Origin of the sequence: Flavobacterium psychrolimnae, assembly GCF_003312425.1 — a bacterium.
Lineage (GTDB): Bacteria > Bacteroidota > Bacteroidia > Flavobacteriales > Flavobacteriaceae > Flavobacterium > Flavobacterium psychrolimnae.
Window position 1 is genome coordinate 239,698 of the sequence record NZ_QNUX01000004.1, and the last position, 23,034, is coordinate 262,731.

Sequence of the window (23,034 nt, forward strand, 5' to 3'; positions counted from 1 at the left end):
AATCCAAACTTTGTACCTTTGCAACTCTAAAACTTTGCCCCTTAATTAAATGAATTTCCAAGTAGTATCCGATTACCAGCCCAAAGGCGACCAACCGCAAGCGATTGAAAAATTAGCCCAAGGGATTATCGATGGTGATAAATTCCAAACCCTTTTAGGAGTTACCGGATCCGGGAAAACATTTACAGTGGCCAATGTGATTCAGGAAGTACAAAGACCCACATTAGTTTTGGCACATAACAAAACGTTGGCAGCACAATTATATTCGGAATTCAAGCAATTCTTCCCGAATAATGCTGTCGAATATTTTGTTTCTTATTACGATTATTACCAGCCAGAAGCTTTTATGCCTGTAACTGGCGTTTTCATCGAAAAGGATTTATCTATCAATGAAGAACTGGAAAAAATGCGAATGTCAACCACCGCTTCGTTACTTTCCGGACGAAGAGATATTTTGGTAGTGGCGTCGGTTTCCTGTTTGTACGGTATTGGAAATCCTATCGAATTTCAGAAAAACTTAATTCCAATTGAGAAAGGACAAATTATTTCTCGTACCAAATTATTGCATCAATTGGTGCAAAGTTTATATTCCAGAACTGAAGCCGATTTTAATCCCGGAAGTTTCAGAATAAAAGGTGATACAGTAGATGTTTATCCGAGTTATGCGGATGAAGCGTACCGAATCCATTTTTTTGGTGATGAAATCGAAGAAATTGAAAGTTTCGATACAAAGAACTCACAGGTTATTGAAAAATTTGACAGACTGACCATTTACCCTGCTAATATGTTTGTGACTTCTCCAGATGTTTTGCAAAATGCCATTTGGGAAATCCAGCAAGATTTAGTAAAACAGGTCGATTATTTCAAGGAAATTGGCAAACATTTGGAAGCAAAACGATTGGAAGAACGTACCAATTTTGATTTGGAAATGATTCGTGAACTTGGTTATTGCTCTGGAATCGAAAATTATTCTCGTTATCTTGACGGTCGTTTGCCAGGAACAAGACCTTTTTGCTTACTCGATTATTTCCCTAAAGATTACTTAATGGTGGTAGATGAAAGTCACGTGACACTTTCTCAAGTTAGCGCTATGTATGGCGGAGACAGAAGCCGAAAAGAAAATTTAGTGGAATATGGTTTTAGACTTCCCGCAGCAATGGACAATCGTCCTTTGAAGTTTGAAGAATTCGAAGCTATGCAAAATCAGGTAATTTATGTTTCGGCAACACCAGCCGATTATGAGTTGCAAAAAACGGAAGGCGTTGTTGTGGAGCAAGTGATTCGTCCAACCGGATTATTGGATCCAATTATTGAAATCCGACCAAGTTTAAATCAAATTGATGATTTGATTGAAGAAATTCAGGTTCGGGCAGAAATTGATGAACGTGTTTTGGTAACGACTTTAACCAAAAGAATGGCGGAAGAACTGGCTAAATATTTAACCAAAGTTAATATTCGTTGTCGCTATATTCACTCTGAAGTAGATACTTTGGAACGAATAGAAATCATGCAAGATTTACGAAAAGGAATTTTTGATGTATTAATTGGTGTGAATTTACTACGTGAAGGTTTGGATTTACCTGAAGTTTCTTTGGTAGCAATTTTAGATGCAGACAAAGAAGGTTTTTTACGAAGCCATCGTTCGCTTACGCAAACAATTGGACGTGCAGCAAGAAACCTAAATGGTAAAGCAATTATGTATGCGGACAAAATTACGGCTAGTATGCAAAAAACCATTGATGAAACCAATTATCGCAGAACCAAGCAAATTAATTACAATACTGCAAATAATTTAGTTCCTCAAGCATTAAATAAAAAAATAGAAAGTGCCTTTACCAAAAATCCTTTAGCAGATTACGAATTAGGCTATACACTTTCAACTGCAGCAGAACCAGTTACAGAATATCTATCAAAACCCGATATTGAGAAACGTATTCGAGAAAAACGAAAAAACATGGAAAAAGCAGCTAAAGAATTAGACTTTATGCAGGCCGCAAAATTACGTGATGAAATAAAAGTGCTACAAGGGCAATTGTCATAAAAAATCAGGCCAACATAAATCCTATGTTTAATTATTATCGAACTCTACATAAAAAGAAAAAAGAGCTGTAAGAATATATTACAGCTCTTTTTAATATTATTTTCTCTTATGAACGTTCAATTCATAAGCTATACATTATTCAACAATCAAAGGTTGAACTCTCCATATATCAGTATATGGATAAGAGTATGCTGATTGTTCTTGAGTAATATTGTTTGAAGAAATTCTAGCAAAAACATTTCCTATTTTAGTAACGGCTTTTTCTGGTTGACGTGCGCCAGCAGTGGAAGAAAAATAGATATTACCATCTACACCCCAAAACGGTTGAGTTTCATTAGATTCACCGCTTGTAATTTGAGTTAAAGATGTTCCATTTATTTTCATTACAAAAAGATGGCTAAATTTATCTTTTGTACCGATGTATACAATATGCTTCCCGTTAGGAGAGTAAGCACCATTTGTAGAATTTTGTTCTCCAGTAGTTATTTGAGTACTTTGGAATGATTTCAAGTCTAATTCAAATAATTGGAAAAAATCTCCAGAAAGTTTTGTGTAAAGTAATTTATCTCCTTTTGGACTCCATTTAGGATTAATTCCTTCAGAAAGAACTGTAAAGCTGCTTCCATCTTTATTAACAAGGCAAATATTTCTTGTATCTTGGAGAGTAGTTGTCAATACAATTTTTTTATTATCAGGAGATAGACTGGCATCAGCATCGAAATCACCATAAGCATTCTGACCAATGTAAGTTAACCCTAGTTTGTTCACACTTGTTACGGCTATAGTTGGTTTAGAAGCATAATAAGTAAAAATAAAATTCTCATTATCAGTCCAAGATGGTCTGTCTGTTTTATTACCAATTAATGGAGTAAAACCTGGTAACATTACATCGTTCTTTAATCTAATACTCCATTTACTGAATCCAGTATTTGCATCATCTCTAATTACGTATAATAATTTTTTACCATCAGGAGATAAACATGGCTGAAATTCAGGCACTACATCATCCGTTATTCTAACTAATTCTTTAGCACTTGCGGTAACTTGTGGCCCAGATAACTTTACTACTGGAGCTTTAGAAGCACACGAATAAAGTAAAAATAAACAACCTAAACCTGATAAAAGAGTAATTTTTTTCATAAGCATTTTATTTGTTGATTTACAAATATAAATGTTTTATTAAAAAAAAAAAAAATGATAATATTAAATTTTTGCAAAAATTTGAAATAAATAAGATTTTTATTTCAAATTATTTTTTTAGAGAAATCCTAATTAATTAGTTCTTAATAAAAAAATCCAAATAACTAATAATCAGTTCAGTATATTTAATAAAAATTTAATTGTGTTGTTCCTGAAAAACATTCAATAAAATCTCGCCATCAATAATAGCATTTGGTGCTTCATTCATCAATTTAAGAATTCGTTTTGTGGCTATAGGATTAAGCCCCATATCAATCGCTATTTGCTGAATAGTTGTCATTTCTTTTTTATGTAAAACACCATCACAATACATCAACAACGCCAATCTGTAAAATTGCTGAATGCGCAAAAACTCTGTTTTAATAGGTAATTGTGGTAATTCCTGATGAAATAAATCTTTAAAAACAGCTATTTCGAAACTCAATTCTTTAGCAATAATTGCTAAAAAATCATACTCTCTCTTATGCAAATGTCCATCAACAGTGGAAAAAGCAATCATCTCTAAAAGTAAACTCCTCTTTTCTTCGAATGTATTCATCAAATTATTATTTTTAGCTAAAATATTGTTTTTAAATCAAAACACAAAAACTAATAATGATTCGACCACTATTCCTACTGCTACTCTTCTTTTTTACAATAGCAAAAATTACTGCTCAAGACTCTAAACCGTCAAAACAAAGTACTGCTTCAAAACAAGTTTCAACCTTTATGATTCAAGCACCGCAGCTACAAACGGAAAAGAAAATTTGGGTGTATTTACCAGAAAATTATGGAACTTCTAAAAAGAAATTCTCTATAATTTATATGCATGATGCTCAAAATTTATTTGATGTTAAAACTTCCTATTCAGGTGAATGGAATGTAGATGAGAAACTGGACAGCCTAAAAGCACAAGTTATTGTTGTGGGAATCGAACATGGAAATGACAAACGAATCGATGAATTAACGCCTTTTAAAAATGAGAAATATGGTGGAGGAAAAGCAGATAGTTATTTAGAATTTATCGTAAAAACTCTAAAACCGCAAATCGACAAAACATATCGAACAAAAACTAAAAAGAGAAATACTATTATTATGGGAAGTTCGCTTGGCGGGCTCACTTCGTATTATGCCATTTTAAAATATCCCGAAATATTTGGAAAAGCGGGTGTGTTTTCTCCTTCGTTTTGGTACAGTAAAGACATTTATGATTTGACTGAAAAATCCAAAAAGATAAAGTCTAAAATCTATTTCCTATGTGGCGATAGTGAAAGTGATGATATGGTCTCAGATTTGAACAAAATGGAATATTTATTAAATTCAAATAGATGTTACTGTCTTAATTTGAATGAAAAAAAAATTATAAAAGGCGGACAACATAATGAAAAATTATGGCGGGATGGTTTTGTGAAAGCCGTTTTATGGCTTGGTTATTAAATCTCCTGTTTAAAGAAACTCATTAATTTTAAGTACAAAATCAGATTCAAATGGAACTAATATTAAGAGAATACAACCTCAAATTAAAACATACATTCACGATTTCGAGAGAGTCCATAGACTTTCAGCCTTCTTTGATTGTGGAATTAAAAAGTGACGGTTTCTCCGGTTTTGGCGAAGCAACTTCTAATCCGTATTACAAAACAACTGTTCCGATGATGATGCAGGATTTAGAAAAAATTCGTTCTGTAATTGAAGCTGCAACAAATGAAACACCTTCAGCATTTTGGGCAAAAATCCATCCTTATTTAAAAGATGACATGTTTGCTTTGTGCGCTTTGGATATGGCATACAATGATTTATATGCACGCAAAAAAGGAAAGAAACTGTACGAATTGTGGAATTATACCATTGCCAAAAATCCATTGACAGATTACACAATTGGAATTGCGTCTATTGAAAAAATGGTTGCTAAAATGAAGGAACTGCCTTGGCCGATTTATAAAATAAAATTGGGAACCAAAGAAGATATTGCTATTGTTACCGAACTTCGGAAACATACGAATGCTATTTTCAGAATTGACGCCAATTGCGGTTGGGGTGTGGAAGAAACCATCAATAATGCCATCGAGTTAAAGAAACTAGGAGTAGAATTTTTGGAACAACCCATGAAAGCGGACAATTGGGAAGGTCATAAAGAAGTTTTCAAACATTCGGTTTTACCAATAATAGCTGACGAAAGTTGCATTATAGAAGAAGATGTAGCCAAATGTCACAACCATTTTCATGGTGTGAATGTGAAGTTGGTAAAATGTGGCGGATTAACTCCTGGAAGAAGAATGATTGAGGAAGCCAAAAAATTAGGTTTAAAAACGATGGTGGGCTGCATGACCGAATCAACTGTTGGGATATCTGCGATTGCGCATTTATTACCGCAACTGGATTATGTAGACATGGACGGCGCATTGCTTTTGGCTGAAGATATTGCAAATGGTGTAACTATAGATTTTGGAAAAATAAAGTATTCTGATTTAAACGGAACTGGTGTAACTTTAATTTGATTTTAAAATGAAAGTCAACCAATTTCCGGATCGAACAATTGAAATCGACAATGAAGAATATCTTTATTTTGGAGGAACAGCTTATTTAGGTTTGTCAACGCATCCCGACTTTCAAAAACTGCTTATCAAAAATATTTTGAAATGGGGAACAGCTTATGGAAGTTCCCGAAGTGCCAATATTCAACTAAGCGCGTATGAAGATGGAGAACGATTTTTAGCCGATTTCATAAAAGCGGATGCGGCACTTACGGTTTCTTCGGGCATGCTAGCGGGAAAATTAGTTATTGAAATTCTGATACCGGAAACCGATTTATTTTTTCACTTTCCGGATACGCACGCGGCAATCAAAGTGCCAAACAGCTTACCGGTTTTTATCGGAGAAAAATTAAATCCGCGTTTGTTGGATAATAGAACTGAAAAAATTACGATTCTTACGGATTCGGTTCCATCATTTTATGTACAGCCAATTAATCTTACGATTCTAAATTCGATTCCCTCTCATAAAGAAATTACTTTGGTTATTGATGAATCGCATTCGCTTGGAATTTTGGGTACAAATGGTTGTGGAATTTATTCGACAATCAATCTTCCTATTATTAAAAGAAAAATTATGGTGTCCTCTTTGGGCAAAGCCTTTGGGTTGACGGGTGGCGTAATTGCCAGCGATTCCGAATTTATTAATCAGATTGCAACTCACGATACTTTTGTTTCCAGTGCTGGTATGAATGCCGCATTTGTGCAAACAATGGCTGATGCTACAGTAATTTATTTGCAACAGCATAAAAAATTAAAAGATAATTTGAACTACATTAATACTCGTTTAATTACAAACAAAGCAGTCCTTTTTGATCCTGAATATCCGCTCATTTATCCGAAAGTCGAAGGAATAAATGAAATTTTCACGGCAAATAAAATTATTGTAACCAATTTTAAATATCCAACGGACACTAAAGATTTAAACAGAATTGTAATTACTGCTAATCACAAAAAAGAAGATTTGGATACTATAATTCACCTTCTGAACCAAAACCAATTCTGAATCTAAAATTGTGGTCCAATTGCTTTTAAACCGTACCTTTGTAAAAAATATAGAATATGATGACAAATAACGATATCTTTAAAAAACTTCGTGTAGCCTTAATGTTACGCGATGATCAAATAGTTGAAATATTAGAATTAGTAGATTTTAGAATCACTAAATCAGAATTGGGTGCTTTTTTCCGTGATGAAAAACATGAAAATTATATGGAATGTGGTGACCAAGTGTTGCGTAACTTCCTAAATGCATTGGTAATTCATTTACGTGGTACAAAGGAAAATCCAAAAAACCCAAATGATGTTTTAGCCAAACATAAAGCTCAAATTCCTGTAAAAGAAGGAGCTTCGGAAAGAGCAGAATTTAAAGCAAAGCCAAGAGACGAAGAACGATCAAGAGGTGATGAAAGTCCTTCAAAATCGAAACCTGCTGCTAAGAAACCATTCAAAAAACAATTCTCAAAAGGAACTCCAAAAGTTCAAGTTGTGGAGAAAGTGAAATTTAATTTCGGCAAGAATAAAAAATCATAACTGTGAAAACGGCATTGATTATTGGCAGCACAGGTTTAATAGGCTCAGAATTATTAAATTTACTTTTGGAAAGTTCACATTACGATAAAGTAATCACTTTCGTAAAAAGAGATACAGGAATAAAGCATCCAAAATTAACGCAACACGTTATTGATTTTGACAAGCCGCAAACCTATAAAGAATTAGTCGTTGGCGATGATTTCTTTTGCACGATTGGTACAACAATCAAAAAAGCGGGAAGTAAAAAAGATTTTAGAAAAGTAGATTTTGAATATCCTCGACAGTTTGCTGCTTTTGCTTTGCAGAATAAAGTTCAAAAATACTTGATTATTTCTTCTCTTAGCGCTGATGCAAATTCTGGAAATTTCTATTTGAAAACAAAAGGAGAAATTCAAGATTTTCTTAAAGATTGTAATTTCGAAAGCGTTGCTGTATTGCAACCTTCCCTTCTTTTGGGAAACCGAACTGAATTTAGATTCGGAGAAAAAGTGGGTGCATTTTTCATGAAAACACTTTCCTTCTTATTCCTTGGAAACTTGAAAAAGTACAAACCCATTGAAGGTAAAACAGTAGCCATAGCTCTTTTGAAAATTGCACAAACAAATAATAAAGGTTTCAAAATATTTGAATCAGATGCGATTCAAGAAATTGGAAACTAATACAATATCACAATCCTGAATGAGAGTTCAGGATTTTTTGTATATTTAGTTTATCAAAATGAATTTACACCTTCGAATATGAAATGCCTCCTCACCTTCTCCATATTATTTTTTACAACAATATTTTTTGGACAAAAGAATAAAATTGAACAACCAGCCATGTTTTTTGATTCAAACTTCCTTTCGCTAAATTCGATGGAATATATCGAACCAAATGAAATTGAATCAATAAATGTTGTCAAAAAGGACACCACAATAAATGGTGTTTTGTTTCGTGGCCTAATTAACATTACTTCCAAAAACCCTAAGAAATATGATTTAATAAGTTTGGAACAAATTAAATCTGAATTTACAAAAATCAAAAGTAACGATGTCATATATATGGTAAATAGAGCATTTATAACAGACAATATTGAAACATTCAAATTAGACCGAAACTATATTTTAAAAGTTGAAGTTACTAATTCAGAAGAATTTTATAACTTAAGAGAGGGTAATACCAAATTTGACATCATCAACATCTTGGGTAAAACGAAAGAAAATTTAGAAAATAAAAATAAGATTTTATTAAGAGGTCATGAAGCAATAGGAGTTAAATAGATTCTGTTTCCAATACTATTTAAATCCAACTTTAAGAGCTACAGCTTAACATAGAACATCCAACTTTATCTCTGGCCCAATCGGGTCTTTTGGTAAACCATTTTTGAAAATTTGGTTGTTCATCATACGGTTTTTTTAGCATTTCGAATAACTCGTTTAGCAAAGAATAATCTCCCTTATCCGCATCATCAATACACAATTGCGCCATGTAATTTCGCAGCACGTATTTTGGATTAACTAAATTCATCTGCTCTTTTCTTTCAGAATCAGAAAGTGCTTCTTCATTAATTCGAATGGTGTACTTCTCTAACCAATCGTGCCAATCTTTCAAAATAGTTTGATCCAAATCCTTTTCATTATAGAAAGCATCCTTTATGGAATTGAAAGCGGTTGTTGCTGCATCAGCTTTGGATAAATTACTTAGATTTCTAAAGAAAATGGTCATGTCAGTTTCTACCTTTTCAAGTAATTGAGTCAAACTCTGAATCAAAACAATATCGTGTTCTTTTTTGATTTGGAAACCGAGTTTATTTTGCATCATATTCAAATACTCTTTTTCGTAATCCGTGCTAAAAGCATCTAGAATAGTTTCCAGCGGTTTCGCTTCCTGAATTAAAGGATACAACGCATTCGCCAATTGGTATAGATTCCAGAGCGCAATTTCAGATTGATTCCCAAAACGGTATCTTTTATATTGATTATCGGTGGTATTTGGCGTCCAACTGGAGTTGTAATCGTCCAACCAACCGTAAGGACCGTAATCAATGGTGATGCCGTGAATAGACATATTATCGGTATTCATAACTCCATGAACAAAACCTACGCGTTGCCAATGCACAATCATCTTGAGTGTACTTTGGGTAACTTCTTGGAAAAAGGCAAGGTATTTTTCGACACCTTCTTGTTGAATATGAGGAAAATGATGTTTAATCGTAAAATCCGCCAATAATTTGAGATTATCATGGTCTTCTCGGGAAGCAAATAATTCAAAACTTCCAAAACGAATAAAAGAAGGAGCCACTCTACAAACGATGGCGCCTTTTTCATAGGCAGGATTTCCATTATACAAAACATCTCGCAATACTTGATCGCCAGAAAGCATTAGCGAAAGTGAACGTGTAGTAGGAACTCCTAAATAATGCATCGCTTCGGCACATAAATGCTCTCGAATGGAAGAGCGTAAAACGGCAAAACCATCTGCTGTTCTGGAATATGGTGTAGGTCCTGCTCCTTTCAGTTGCAAAGTGTATGTCTTATTATCATGAACTACTTCGCTAAGATTGATAGCACGCCCATCTCCCAATTGTCCCGCCCAATTCCCAAATTGATGACCAGCATAACACAAGGCAAAAGGTTTTGTCTCCGGATAAACAGTATTCCCGGAAAAAGTATTTAAAAAATCAGTTGAAAGTATATCTTCCTGAGAAAGACCAATAGCATTAGCTACTTCAATTGAAGCATGAATCAAGGAAGGATTTGAAGGTTTTTTGGGTAATACATACGAATATGCTGATTGCTGAACCTGTCTTGGAGTATTTATTTCACTTTGATCAGCAGGCAATTCAGCAGTAAAATTATTTTTTATCTGGAGTTTCATAATAACTAAAAAAGTTAAAAACAAAGATAATTGTTGTGAGTCAGAAAACTTTGCAATTTCAATTATTATTGTGATTTGTTCAATCACAAAATTTATTTTATTCCAAAAAAAAATCCTGTTCGCCGTAGCAAACAGGATTTTCAATATATAACATTTTTTCTAATTAAGAAAGTGCTGCTTTTACTTGATCCGCTGCTTCTTGGAATTCAACAGCTGATAAAATTGGCATTCCTGAATTATCAATTAATTCTTTTGCAATAGCTGCATTTGTACCTTGTAAACGAACAATGATTGGCACTTTAATTGCATCACCCATATTTTTGTAAGCATCAACTACTCCTTGCGCCACACGGTCACAACGAACGATTCCACCAAAAATATTAATCAAAATTGCTTTTACGTTTTGATCTTTTAAGATAATACGGAAAGCAGTTTCAACACGTTTTGCATCAGCAGTTCCACCTACGTCAAGGAAGTTAGCAGGCTCAAAACCAGCATACTTGATTAAATCCATGGTTGCCATAGCTAAACCAGCTCCGTTCACCATACATCCTACTGTACCGTCAAGATCCACATAGTTTAATCCTACTTCTTTCGCTTCCACTTCGATTGGGTTTTCCTCACGAATGTCGCGCATATCAGCATATTTCTTTTGTCTGTATAAAGCATTATCATCGATATTTACTTTAGCATCTACAGCCATAATTTTATTGTCAGATGTTTTTAAAACCGGGTTGATTTCAAACATCGAAGCATCAGATCCAATATAAGCATTGTATAAAGAATCGATGAATTTCACCATTTCTTTGAAAGCATTTCCAGAAAGACCTAAGTTAAAAGCAATTCTTCTTGCTTGAAAACCTTGTAATCCAACAGAAGGATCTACTTCTTCAGTAAAAATTAAATGAGGAGTGTGTTCCGCAACTTCTTCAATATCCATTCCACCTTCAGTAGAATACATAATCATGTTACGACCTGTAGCTCTATTTAATAAAACAGAAACATAAAACTCAGAAGTTTCACTTTCACCAGGATAATATACATCTTCAGCGATTAAAACTTTGTGTACTTTTTTACCTTCAGCAGAAGTTTGAGGTGTAATCAATTGCATTCCGATGATTTGCTCTGAAATCTCTTCAACTTGTTGTAAATTTTTGGCAAGTTTCACTCCACCACCTTTTCCACGTCCACCTGCATGAACTTGGGCTTTTACAACATACCAACTTGTACCAGTTTCGGCAGTTAATTGTTTTGCAGCAGCAACAGCTTCTACAGGGCTATTAGCAACGATTCCGCGCTGAATGCGAACTCCGTAGCTAGCTAAAATCTCTTTTCCTTGATATTCGTGTATGTTCATAATATAGAATTTGTCTGGCTTCTGAATTTCTTTCAGAATAAAAGTGCCACAAAAATAGCAAAATTAAACTTAACTGTTATTTTTTTTTCAATTAAATATAGGTCAAAATAGAGATATTTTAAACAAAAACAGAACGCTCTCCTATTTTAAAAAAATATAAAAATTAATTACAAATTTGTTATAATTAGTTGGCAAAATTCATTGGCAAAGTATTTCTTTCAAAAACAGTGCTTTCCTTTACTCATTTACATTTTCTTTTTATCGAAAAATCAAATCGGAAGTGTTTAAATATCATTATTGAGATTTATTTAACCTTTTTCTGTTAGAACTGTAAAAACAAGGCGCTTTTAACTTTTACGCCTATTATATGTTACTAAATCTTTAATTTTGTAGAAAAAAATTTAAGCATGAAAGTTAAAGAACAAGGCCTTTATTTGCCCGAATTTGAACACGACAATTGCGGAGCAGGATTCATTTGTAATTTAAATGGAATTAAGTCAAATGATATTATACACAAAGCACTGGATATTCTAATCAAATTAGAACACCGGGGTGCTGTGAGTTCAGATGGCAGAACTGGAGATGGAGCAGGAATATTATTTGATATCCCACATGATTTTTTTAAGAAAGTTTGTGAATTTGATATCCCGGAAACTAAGGAGTATGCCGTAGGAATGGTTTTTATGCCAAAAAGTAAAAATCAAGTTGTTTTTTGTAAAACTACTTTTGAAACTTCGATACGCGATCAAAATCTAGAAATATTAGGATGGAGAGACGTTCCGGTTGACGCAACAAATTTAGGACGAATAGCCGGCGAGAAAGAACCAACAGTAAAACAAGTATTTGTAGGTAAAAATGGTTTAGACCTTACGGAACAACAATTTAACGCTAAATTATTTGCAGCGAGAAAAATAGCAGAACATGCGATTCGAAATTCAAGAATTTCAGAAAGTCACATGTTTTATTTTTCCAGTTTCTCGACTACGACTATAATATATAAAGGTTTGTTGATGCCGGAAGACATCAGCAGGTATTATACGGATTTATTGGATGACGATTTGGTAACCCGATTAGCTTTGGTTCACCAACGATTTTCTACCAATACATTTCCATCTTGGGAATTAGCACAGCCTTTTCGTTATATGTGTCACAACGGTGAAATCAATACACTTCGTGGCAATATTAGCCGTATGCGTGCTCGTGAAGAATTGATGAAAAGTGACGTTTTTGGTGATGATATCAAAAAATTATTTCCAATTATTTTAGAAGGAAAATCAGATTCCGCTTCTATGGATATGGTTATCGAACTGTTATTAATGACAGGACGCTCTTTGCCGGAAGCCATGATGATGGTCGTTCCTGAAGCTTGGGAAAAACACCAAACGATGTCAGCCGACAAAAAGGCATTTTACGAATATAACGCTTGTATCATGGAGCCCTGGGATGGTCCGGCTTCTATTCCTTTTACTGATGGAAACGTTATTGGTGCTTTATTGGATAGAAATGGATTGCGTCCTTCCCGTTACACATTGACTAAAAGTGGTTTCGTAATTATGTCTTCAGAAATTGGTGTTCTTGATATCAAACCAGAAGATGTGATACAACATGGTCGTTTAGAACCCGGAAAAATGTTCCTTGTGGACATGAACGAGGGTCGAATTATTGAAGATGACGAAATCAAAAACGCAATTGTTACCAAACGTCCTTACCAACAATGGTTGGATGAAAATTTAGTACAATTGGCTCAAATACCATATACGGATAATCCAATTCCTGTTGAAAACATAGATTTTGAAACAAGACAAAGACTCTTTGGATACACTTTAGAGGATTTAAAAACAATCATAAACCCGATGGGAGCTCAAGGTGCAGAAGCATTAAGTTCCATGGGAAATGATACTCCTTTAGCGGTTTTGTCAGATCAACCACAGCTTTTATACAACTATTTTAAGCAGTTGTTTGCTCAGGTTACCAATCCACCATTGGATGGTATTCGTGAAGAAATTATTACAGATATCAGTTTAGCGATTGGTGGCGATTATAATATTTTTGACATTGTTCCAAAGCATTGTAAAAAATTAAAAATTCAAAATCCAGTAATTTCAAACGAGGATTTAGATAAAATAAGAAACATTAATCATGCTGATTTCAAATCAGTTACTATTTCTACATTATATGATATAGAAAAAGGAGTAAACGGATTAGAACGCGCTTTGGAAAGAGCTGTACAAGCGACTTTCAAAGCAGTTACTGAAGGTTGCAATATTGTAATTATTTCTGACAGAGGTGTAAGTGAAAAAATGGCTCCAATACCAATGTTACTGGCGTGTTCTTACATTCATCATTCGCTTAACATTCTAAAAGTTCGTTCTAAATTTGGAATCATAATTGAATCTGCAGAACCTCGCGAACCACATCATTTTGCCTTATTATTTGGTTACGGAGCTAGCGCAATCAATCCTTACATGGTGAATGAAATTATTCACAACCAAGTAAACGAAGGTTTTATCACTGGTATAAAAGCGGATTATGCCATCAAAAATTACAACAAAGCGATTGCAAAAGGGATTCTGAAAATCATGAATAAAATTGGTATCTCGACGTTACATTCATATAGAGCGGCACAAATTTTTGAAATTTTAGGCCTAAATAAAACATTCACTTCTAAATATTTCCCTTACACTCCTTCCCGAATTGAAGGAATTGGTCTGATGGAAGTCGAAAAAGAAATCAAGAAACGATACCAAAAAGCATTTCCAAATTCAAAAGTCAGCAGTTTACTCCCTTTAGAAATTGGAGGAATTTACCGATGGAGAAGAAATGGGGAAAAACATATGTTTAACCCAACAACGATTTCTAAATTACAACAAGCAGTCCGTCTAAATAGCCCTGAAAGTTATAAGGAATATGCCAAAATGGTCAATGATCAAAGTGAAAACTTGATGACCATCAGAGGTTTATTTGAATTCAACAACTTAGATCCTATTTCAATTGATGAAGTAGAGCCTTGGACTGAAATTGTAAAAAAATTCAAAACAGGAGCCATGTCTTATGGATCTATCAGTCAAGAAGCGCATGAAAATCTAGCGATTGCCATGAACAGAATTGGTGGGAAAAGTAATTCGGGAGAAGGTGGAGAAGATCCAAAGCGTTTCCAAAAAGACTTAAATGGAGATTCCAGAAACAGTGCTATCAAACAAGTAGCTTCTGGAAGATTTGGGGTTTCTATCAACTATTTGACAAACGCCAAAGAGATACAAATAAAAATGGCTCAGGGTGCAAAACCTGGAGAAGGTGGACAATTACCAGGTGAAAAAGTTGTGCCTTGGATTGCCGAAGTTAGGAATTCAACACCATATGTTGGATTAATTTCACCTCCGCCGCACCACGATATTTATTCTATTGAGGATTTATCACAGTTAATTTTTGATTTAAAAAATGCCAATCGTGAAGCTAGAATTAATGTAAAATTAGTTTCTGAAGTGGGTGTTGGAACAATTGCTGCCGGTGTTGCTAAAGCAAAAGCCGACGTGATTTTGATTTCTGGATATGACGGAGGAACTGGAGCTGCGCCTTTAACTTCACTGCAACACACCGGTATTCCATGGGAACTTGGACTTGCCGAAGCACAACAAACATTAATCTTAAATGATTTAAGAAGTCGCGTAGTTTTAGAATGTGATGGACAATTAAAAACTGGTCGTGATGTCGCTATTGCTGCACTACTTGGAGCTGAAGAATTTGGTTTTGCAACCGCTCCTTTAGTAGCATCTGGTTGTATCATGATGAGAGCATGTCACTTGAATACGTGTCCAGTTGGTATTGCAACACAAGATCCTGAATTGAGAAAAAATTTCAAAGGAACGCCGGAACACATCATCAACTTCATGTATTTTATTGCTGAAGAGTTGAGAGAAATCATGGCACAACTTGGATTTAGAACACTTAAAGAAATGGTAGGACAATCTCAAAAATTAAATGTCAACAAAGCCATCAAACATTATAAAGCAAGTGGATTAGATTTATCTACTATTTTATACAAACCAGAAAAAGCCAAAGAAGTTCCAAACCATAATACTACTACACAAGACCACGCTTTAGACCATGTACTTGATTTTGAAATTATAAAAGCAGCTATTCCTTCTATTTATAGAAAAGAAAAAACAAGAGTTACTTTTGACATCAAAAATACAGACCGTTCCGTTGGAGCGATATTGAGTAATGAAATTTCAAAAATATATGGTGCACAAGGTTTACCCGAGGATACAATATTAGTTGATTTTACAGGTTCTGCCGGACAAAGTTTTGGTGCTTTTGCAACAAATGGTCTATCTTTTAAAATTCATGGAAACTGTAATGATTATTTAGGAAAAGGACTTTCCGGAGGTAAATTAATTATAAAAGTTCCTCCTACTGCCACTTTCAAACCAGAAGAAAATATCATTATTGGGAACGTGGCGCTTTACGGAGCAATCACTGGTGAAGCTTATATAAATGGTATGGCCGGAGAACGTTTTTGTGTGAGAAATTCTGGAGCAACAGCTGTTGTAGAAGGGATTGGAGATCATGGATGCGAATATATGACTGGAGGAACTGTCGTAGTTTTAGGGAAAACAGGAAGAAATTTTGCAGCTGGAATGAGCGGTGGTATTGCATATGTTTTTGACCCAAATAAAAAATTCGACGCTACCTTATGCAATATGGAAATGGTTGCTTTTGAAACATTGGAAGAGGATGACTTTACTAAACTGAGACGTTTGATAAAAAATCATTCTATGTATACCAATAGTCCTTTGGCAAAAAGAATTTTAGAAGATTGGAAAAACCAACGCGGCCATTTTATCAAAGTAATGCCAACAGATTACAAAAAAGCATTGCAAAGATTAGCTGAAGAAAAACAAATTGAAGAACTACTAGCACTATAGTTATGGGAAAGATAGGAGGATTTAAAGAATATACTAGAACCGACGAAAGTAATGTTGCTGTTCCAGAAAGAGTATCGAATTATAATGAATTTACAATTACATTACCTAAAGATAAAATCAAAGAACAAGGATCCAGATGTATGGATTGTGGTATTCCATTTTGTCACAGTGCTTGTCCATTAGGGAATTTGATACCCGATTTTAATGACATGGTGCATCAGGAAGAATGGGAAAGCGCCTTGGAAATACTACAATCAACCAATAATTTTCCGGAATTTACTGGTCGTTTATGCCCAGCTCCATGTGAAAAATCATGTGTGTTAGGAATTATTAGCGAGCCTGTAGCTATCGAAAATATTGAAAAAAATATTATAGAAAGAGGTTTTGCTGAAGGTTGGATCAAACCACAAACACCAGAAATCAGAACAGGGAAAACTGTAGCTGTAATAGGTTCTGGTCCTGCTGGTTTAGCGGCTGCACAACAATTAAATCGTGCTGGACATACTGTTACTGTTTTTGAAAGAGACAATGCAATTGGTGGATTATTGCGTTATGGAATTCCAAATTTCAAATTGGAAAAAGCAATTATTGACAGACGCGTTGCTGTTTTAGAAGCTGAAGGAATCACTTTTAAAACTAATGTAAATGTTGGCGTAAACTATAGTGTTGAAGAATTGAACGCTTTTGATTCTATCGTATTATGTGGTGGTGCAACTGAAAGAAGAAGTTTACCTACTAAAGGAATTGAAAGTAAAGGAGTTGTTCAGGCAATGACTTTCTTGACGCAACAAACGAAATCACTATATGGTGAGATAATTCCTGACCAAATAATGGCGACCGGTAAAGATGTGATCGTTATTGGTGGTGGAGATACTGGTTCTGATTGTGTGGGAACATCAAACAGACATGGAGCCAAATCGGTTACTAATTTTGAGATTTTACCAAAACCTCCAGTTGGAAGAAGTGAAACTACTCCTTGGCCATTTTGGCCATTGCAATTAAAAACTTCCTCTTCACATGAAGAAGGTTGTAATAGAAACTGGTTAATCAACACCAAAGAATTCATTTCTAATGAAAAAGGAGAACTTGTAGGTTTAAAAACCGTTGAAGTGGCTTGGAAAATGACACCGGGACAAAGACCTGAATTGATAGAAAAAGAAGGTTCGGAAAAAATATGGCCTTGTGATTTAGCCTTATTGGCACTTGGATTTACAGGACCTGAGAAAACATTAAGTAATCAATTAGGGTTAGAAATTGATATGAGAAGCAACTATAAAGCGACCAATTATCAAACGAATGTTCCTCATATTTTTACTGCGGGCGACATGCGAAGAGGACAATCTTTAATTGTATGGGCAATATCTGAAGGTCGTGAAGCTGCCAGAGAAGTCGATAAATACTTAATGGGTTATACCAATTTACCAACCAAAGGAAATGGCGATTTACCCAACTTGTAGCTCCTGATACCATTATATAACCCTTGACAGAAAAATTTTGTCAAGGGTTATTTTTTTTATAAAATTTCAAATAAATGTTTAATTTATAACTTTTTGTTAGAATTTGTTAGAATTCATCCATTAGCTTGTGGGACTAAATAAAGAGTAATAAATTTGCTCAAAATTAATAATCATGCAATCAAAAGACTTAGTACAATTAGCAGAACAATTTGGCAGTCCATTATACGTTTATGATGCCGAAAAAATACAATCTCAATACAATAGATTAACGAAAGCTTTTTCAAAGGTAGAAAAGTTGCGCATCAATTATGCAATGAAGGCTTTGTCGAATGTTGCCATACTCCAGTTACTGAAAGAAATGGGTTCAGGATTAGATACTGTTTCCATTCAAGAAGTATTATTGGGACTTCATGCAGGCTATGAACCAGAAAAAATATTTTACACTCCAAATGGTGTTTCTCTTGAAGAAATTGAAGAAGTTTCAGCCATGGGAGTTCAAATAAACATTGACAACTTATCCATATTAGAGCAATTTGGTACAAAATATCCAAATGTTCCAGTATGCATCCGAATAAATCCGCACGTAATGGCTGGTGGAAATGCAAATATATCTGTTGGTCATATCGATAGTAAATTTGGTATTTCTGTTCACCAATTACCTCATTTGGTTCGTATTGTTGAAAATACAAAAATGAACATTGTGGGTATTCACATGCATACCGGTTCTGACATATTGGATATAGAAGTGTTTTTGTATGCTGCTGAAATATTATTTGATGCCGCCAGAAACTTCAAAAACCTTGAATTCCTAGATTTCGGAAGTGGATTTAAAGTACCTTATAAAAAAGACGATATCGAAACTGATATTGAAGAATTAGGTAAAAAATTATCCAAAAGATTCAATGCTTTTTGTACCGAATACGGAAAAGAATTAACCTTGATATTTGAACCAGGGAAATTTTTAGTAAGTGAAGCAGGTTTCTTTTTGGCTAAAGTAAATGTCGTTAAACAAACTACTTCAACAGTTTTTGCGGGAATAGACAGTGGTTTTAATCATTTGATTAGACCAATGTTTTATGGTTCACAACATCATATCGAAAATATATCACATCCAAAAGGGAAAGAACGCTTCTACTCCGTAGTAGGATATATTTGCGAAACTGACACTTTTGCTAATAACAGAAAAATTGCAGAAATAAAAGAAGGTGATATTTTATCTTTTAGAAATGCAGGAGCCTATTGCTTCTCCATGGCTTCCAATTACAACTCGAGATACAAGCCCGCCGAAGTTTTATGGATGAATGGTGAAGGGCATTTAATCAGAGCACATGAAACCTTTGAAGATATTCTTAAAAATCAAATTCCGTTACCCGTAGCTGTAACAACATCATAATCTAAATAATCCCATTTGCATTCGTAAATGGGATTATTTTTTAGATACCAAAACAAATCTCTTAATAATATTATTATGTTCCAAAAAATAATCAATCCTTAACATATTCAGTAAAAGAGTTTCTTTATTTTTGAACTTCTTACAAAAAAACTAACAATGAATAGACGGAAATTTTTCAAGAACGGTTCTTTATTTGCTATTGGTGCTACACTCCTAAATCCTTTTGAAGGAAAGGCGAACGAGCTAGATTTTGACACTTTAAAAAAAAATAAAAAAGCAAAAAATATAATTGTAATCGTTAGTGACGGAATGAGCATTGGTACACTAAATATGGCTGACATCTATTTGAATAGAAAAACAGGTATAGGGAGTAATTGGATCCAATTGTATAAAGACAACAAAGTAACACGAGCATTGATGGACATGGCATCAGCATCATCAATTGTTACAGATTCCGCTGCAGCAAGTTCTTCTTGGGGAAGTGGGTTTCGTGTCAAAAATGGCTCCTTAAATGTAGGCGTAAACGGAGAAGAATACATTCCAATATGGCAAAAATTCAAAAAAGCAGGAAAAATGGCAGGATGTGTTACGACTGTTCCTATAACACATGCCACACCTGCAGGTTTTTGTATTGCTTCAAAAAGTAGAAACAGTCAGGAAAGTATTGCTGAAATGTATCTTGACTTGAAATTTGATATCATGATGGGTGGCGGAAATAACTATTTCTCATCAGATAGCCGAAAAGACAAACGTGATATGTACCAAAAATTTTCAAAAAATGGATTTTCTGTTGTAAAAAATAAAAGTGAAATGTTGGCCTGCGATAACAGTAAACCAATACTTGGAGTTTTTTATAACGACGGCCTAACCCTATTCCAAAGACAGAGAAAGCAGTAAAGAACTTACTGGAACTATTCCAACTCTAGCTGAAATGACGGAACGTGCCATTGCTAAAATGAAAGACCATCCTACTGGTTTTGTACTGCAAGTTGAAGCAGGAAAAGTAGACTGGGCAGCACATGGCAATGACATCGCTGGATTACTTTATGATCAAGTAGCTCATGATGAAGCCGTAAAAGTTGCTATTGATTTTGCTGAAGAAGATAAAAATACATTGGTCATTATCACAACAGATCATGGAAATGCAAATCCAGGAATTATCTATGGAAAAGATGCTGATGAAAATTTTGATTCGATCCAAAATTACAGACAAACTAACGATTGGATTTTAAATGGAATTGGTCAAGAAACATCTGTATCACAAGTAATTGAAAGAATTGAATATGCTAATAAAACTATTTTAAAAGAAGATGAGGCAAAAGAAATTTTGAATTTTTATTCAAATATAAAATTAGAGGAAGGACTCTATAATCCAAAACATTTACCCTTCAAAGTACTGGCTGACATTCAAAAGAAACACAATTCAGTAGGTTGGATCAGTATGGATCATTCTGCAGATTATAGTGAGTTAGCCATGTACGGACCCGGAAGTGATTTACTGAAACCTTTCATAAAAAACACCGACCTACATTATTTAATGCTAGAGGCCGCTGAAGTAGAAAATAAATTTTAGAAACAACCATAAAATTAAAAAACTCCTATCTTATTAAAAAGAGAGGAGTTTTTTTTCATTTAAAAAGATTTTAAATCCTTTATTTTTTTTCCAAAAGCGTTTCCAAAACTTCAGATTCAGTTCCATTTGGAAATGGAATTTTCAACATTTGAGAAAGCGTCGGTGCTATTTGAGTTATGTATTTTTTTGTATGTAATTCTCCTTTTGGAACATGCCATCCATAAAAAAGTAACGGAACGTGTGTATCATAACTATTAGGTGAACCATGTGTAGTTCCTGTAGCTTGATATTCCATATAACCCGTTTTATCAAGTATTACAATGTCACCATTTTGTTTAGGATCATAACCTTTAGAAATAAAACTTAAAAAATAATCGTCTCCAGAAGATGCTAGAATTTCCTCTTCAGTATACACTCTTTTAATCTGTTCTTGTGTCATTAAAAACTCTTTGAAACTTTGTTTTACTTTAGTTAATTCTAAACCTTTTTGTTTTATAATTTCTTTATTGAAGAAAATATTAAAGTTAGAATAATCTAATATCAAATCTGAACCAAATGTTTCGTTTGAATGTTTTTTTAATGCCTCAACAATATCTTTGGAAGGAATATTTTTAACATTGTATTTATTATCTTTTAGATAATTTGGATTTTCAGCTCCAGCGTGATCAGCAGTAAGAAAAAGCAAGTAATTATCCTTTCCAACGGTCTTGTCTAAATAGTTTAAAAGCTGAGCTATCGTTTGATCTAAACGCAAATAAGTATCCTGCAACTCCATAGAACGAGGTCCAAAAGTATGTCCTACATAATCAGTGGAAGAAAAACTAACAGTAAGAAAATCAGTAATATCATCTTTACCTAAATCTTCATTTTCAACAGCTTTCATAGCTAATTCCGCCAAAATATCATTCCCAAAAGGTGTAGTTCTCAAAACATCAGCTCCTTTATCTTTGTATATTTTACTCAAATCATATGGGAAAACCGGAGCATTAACTTTATCTAATTTCCCTTCATACGGATTATCATCAGGAAGACTTTCATTATAAGTAGCTATGGGCTTCAATAAATTCCAACCTTTATTAATATAATTCAGGTATCTCTTTTCTTGGTTAAACTCCGTTACCCAATTAGGCAATGTCGGACCATAAAAAGTGCTTGAGATAAAAGCTCCAGTTTTACTGTACCAAAATGCCCAATTAGCAAAATGACCAGCCGGTAAAATTGCCCCACGATCTTTGATACTCAACCCAATTACTTTCCCTTTAAAATTTGTCGCCATCCGTAACTCATCTGTAACGGTAGTGCTTAACAAATTTTTTGGAGACATTGCACCCTCTTTTTCTGTTCCGTCACCTATTGTTTTAACTGAAGCATCATCAGTACAATACATATCTTTTCCAGTAGCTTTATTAAACCAATCATTCCCTACTATGCCATGAGTAGATGGAGTAGTTCCAGTATAAATACTCGCGTGACCCGGCGCAGTATAAGTAGGTACATAATTGTAATGCATATTGTGAAAAGTATAGCCATTATTCATCAATCTTTTAAAGCCATTAGCAGAAAAATCATCTGAAAAACGATATAGATATTCCATTTTCATTTGGTCTACCACTATACCTACCACTAATTTTGGGCGTTGTTGCGCTTGTGAGTTTAAAGACATAACAAATGTCAAAAACAAAATAATTCTTTTCATATTATACTTTTTTAATTAAAACAAAAATACAACTTAAACTTTAATCAAACTCCGAACAAACACCTAAGGATAATAAATTAATCCATTCTTAACTTCATTAAAAATATTTACGCAAAAATCAGTAAGCTATGCATGGATAATTTTATAGCTATTTAAAATCAGGTTTGTTTGAAAAATATTATAAAAGGAGAAATAATACATGTGTAAAACTTGTAGAAATTAGAAAAAGAAGAATTATACTACTCAAAAAACTAAAAATTATCCATAAACCTTAGCATACACAAAAAATCCTAATCAGATTAATGAATATGATGAAAAAAATCTTAAACGCGTTTAGATTGAATATGGGCGACCAGCCCAGGCGTTGTCTGCAAACTTCAGAGAGTTATAAAACAAAAAATCCTCATCAAATAAATGATGAGGATTTAATAGAATCTGAAACTAGTTCAAATTAAAGAAAGGCGACCAGCCGAGGCGTTTTCCGAACACTTCG

Annotated in this window: 15 protein-coding genes and 1 pseudogene; 11 read left to right on the plus strand and 5 right to left on the minus strand. The window is 34.0% G+C overall.

Going from position 1 to position 23,034, the window contains the following annotated elements:
* The first annotated feature begins 49 nt into the window (after positions 1-49).
* Entirely contained in the window at positions 50-2,041 is a 1,992-nt protein-coding gene (gene uvrB, locus DR980_RS06400) for an excinuclease ABC subunit UvrB (RefSeq protein WP_099715991.1), read from the plus strand.
* A gap of 135 nt (positions 2,042-2,176) precedes the next feature.
* On the opposite strand, the gene DR980_RS06405 is transcribed toward uvrB, so the two are convergent.
* Both DR980_RS06405 and DR980_RS06410 read right to left on the minus strand, forming a co-directional pair.
* The gene (locus tag DR980_RS06405) at positions 2,177-3,181 is read right to left on the minus strand and encodes a TolB family protein (protein ID WP_099715992.1); all 1,005 of its coding nucleotides are present in this window, start codon (positions 3,179-3,181) and stop codon (positions 2,177-2,179) included.
* A gap of 196 nt (positions 3,182-3,377) precedes the next feature.
* Entirely contained in the window at positions 3,378-3,779 is a 402-nt protein-coding gene (locus DR980_RS06410) for an excinuclease ABC subunit B (protein WP_099715993.1), read from the minus strand.
* Between the two features lie 56 nt (positions 3,780-3,835).
* On the opposite strand from DR980_RS06410, the gene DR980_RS06415 reads away from it, so the two are divergent.
* The 6 genes from DR980_RS06415 to DR980_RS06440 all read left to right on the plus strand — a co-directional run bounded on the left by DR980_RS06415 (position 3,836) and on the right by DR980_RS06440 (position 8,543).
* Entirely contained in the window at positions 3,836-4,657 is an 822-nt protein-coding gene (locus DR980_RS06415) for an alpha/beta hydrolase (RefSeq protein WP_113634416.1), read from the plus strand.
* Positions 4,658-4,707: 50 nt separating this feature from the next.
* The gene (locus DR980_RS06420) at positions 4,708-5,718 is read left to right on the plus strand and encodes a dipeptide epimerase (RefSeq protein ID WP_099715995.1); all 1,011 of its coding nucleotides are present in this window, start codon (positions 4,708-4,710) and stop codon (positions 5,716-5,718) included.
* 7 nt (positions 5,719-5,725) lie between these two features.
* On the plus strand, positions 5,726-6,757 hold the full coding sequence (locus tag DR980_RS06425; protein ID WP_113634417.1) for an aminotransferase class I/II-fold pyridoxal phosphate-dependent enzyme: 1,032 nt from the start codon (positions 5,726-5,728) through the stop codon (positions 6,755-6,757).
* A gap of 59 nt (positions 6,758-6,816) precedes the next feature.
* Positions 6,817-7,284, plus strand: a complete 468-nt coding sequence (locus tag DR980_RS06430; protein WP_091166569.1) for a DUF1456 family protein — start codon at positions 6,817-6,819, stop codon at positions 7,282-7,284.
* 2 nt (positions 7,285-7,286) lie between these two features.
* Complete coding sequence (locus DR980_RS06435; protein ID WP_113634418.1) at positions 7,287-7,943, plus strand: Rossmann-fold NAD(P)-binding domain-containing protein; 657 nt, start codon at positions 7,287-7,289, stop codon at positions 7,941-7,943.
* A gap of 195 nt (positions 7,944-8,138) precedes the next feature.
* Positions 8,139-8,543 carry a hypothetical protein gene (locus DR980_RS06440; RefSeq protein WP_146779223.1) on the plus strand — a complete coding sequence of 135 codons (405 nt, stop codon included), beginning with the start codon at positions 8,139-8,141 and terminating at the stop codon, positions 8,541-8,543.
* A 31-nt stretch (positions 8,544-8,574) separates the two neighbouring features.
* Here the strand turns inward: DR980_RS06440 and DR980_RS06445 are convergent, their stop codons facing one another.
* Both DR980_RS06445 and sucC read right to left on the minus strand, forming a co-directional pair.
* Positions 8,575-10,143: a protein adenylyltransferase SelO gene (locus DR980_RS06445; RefSeq protein WP_208630794.1), complete on the minus strand. Its 1,569-nt coding sequence runs from the start codon at positions 10,141-10,143 to the stop codon at positions 8,575-8,577.
* 160 nt (positions 10,144-10,303) lie between these two features.
* Positions 10,304-11,497 (minus strand): ADP-forming succinate--CoA ligase subunit beta, encoded by a 1,194-nt coding sequence (sucC, locus tag DR980_RS06450; protein ID WP_091166566.1) that lies wholly within the window; start codon positions 11,495-11,497, stop codon positions 10,304-10,306.
* A 407-nt stretch (positions 11,498-11,904) separates the two neighbouring features.
* Between sucC and gltB the strand changes: the two genes are divergently transcribed.
* The 4 genes and pseudogenes from gltB to DR980_RS06470 all read left to right on the plus strand — a co-directional run bounded on the left by gltB (position 11,905) and on the right by DR980_RS06470 (position 20,845).
* Entirely contained in the window at positions 11,905-16,422 is a 4,518-nt protein-coding gene (gene gltB / locus DR980_RS06455) for a glutamate synthase large subunit (RefSeq protein WP_113634420.1), read from the plus strand.
* Between the two features lie 2 nt (positions 16,423-16,424).
* Positions 16,425-17,879, plus strand: coding sequence for a glutamate synthase subunit beta (locus DR980_RS06460; RefSeq protein WP_113634421.1), 1,455 nt, complete (start codon positions 16,425-16,427; stop codon positions 17,877-17,879).
* Between the two features lie 172 nt (positions 17,880-18,051).
* On the plus strand, positions 18,052-19,272 hold the full coding sequence (gene lysA, locus DR980_RS06465) for a diaminopimelate decarboxylase (protein ID WP_113634422.1): 1,221 nt from the start codon (positions 18,052-18,054) through the stop codon (positions 19,270-19,272).
* 156 nt (positions 19,273-19,428) lie between these two features.
* Positions 19,429-20,845, plus strand: a pseudogene (locus DR980_RS06470) (alkaline phosphatase).
* 79 nt (positions 20,846-20,924) lie between these two features.
* Here the strand turns inward: DR980_RS06470 and pafA are convergent.
* Entirely contained in the window at positions 20,925-22,541 is a 1,617-nt protein-coding gene (gene pafA / locus DR980_RS06475; RefSeq protein WP_113634423.1) for an alkaline phosphatase PafA, read from the minus strand.
* Between the last annotated feature and the right edge of the window lie 493 nt (positions 22,542-23,034).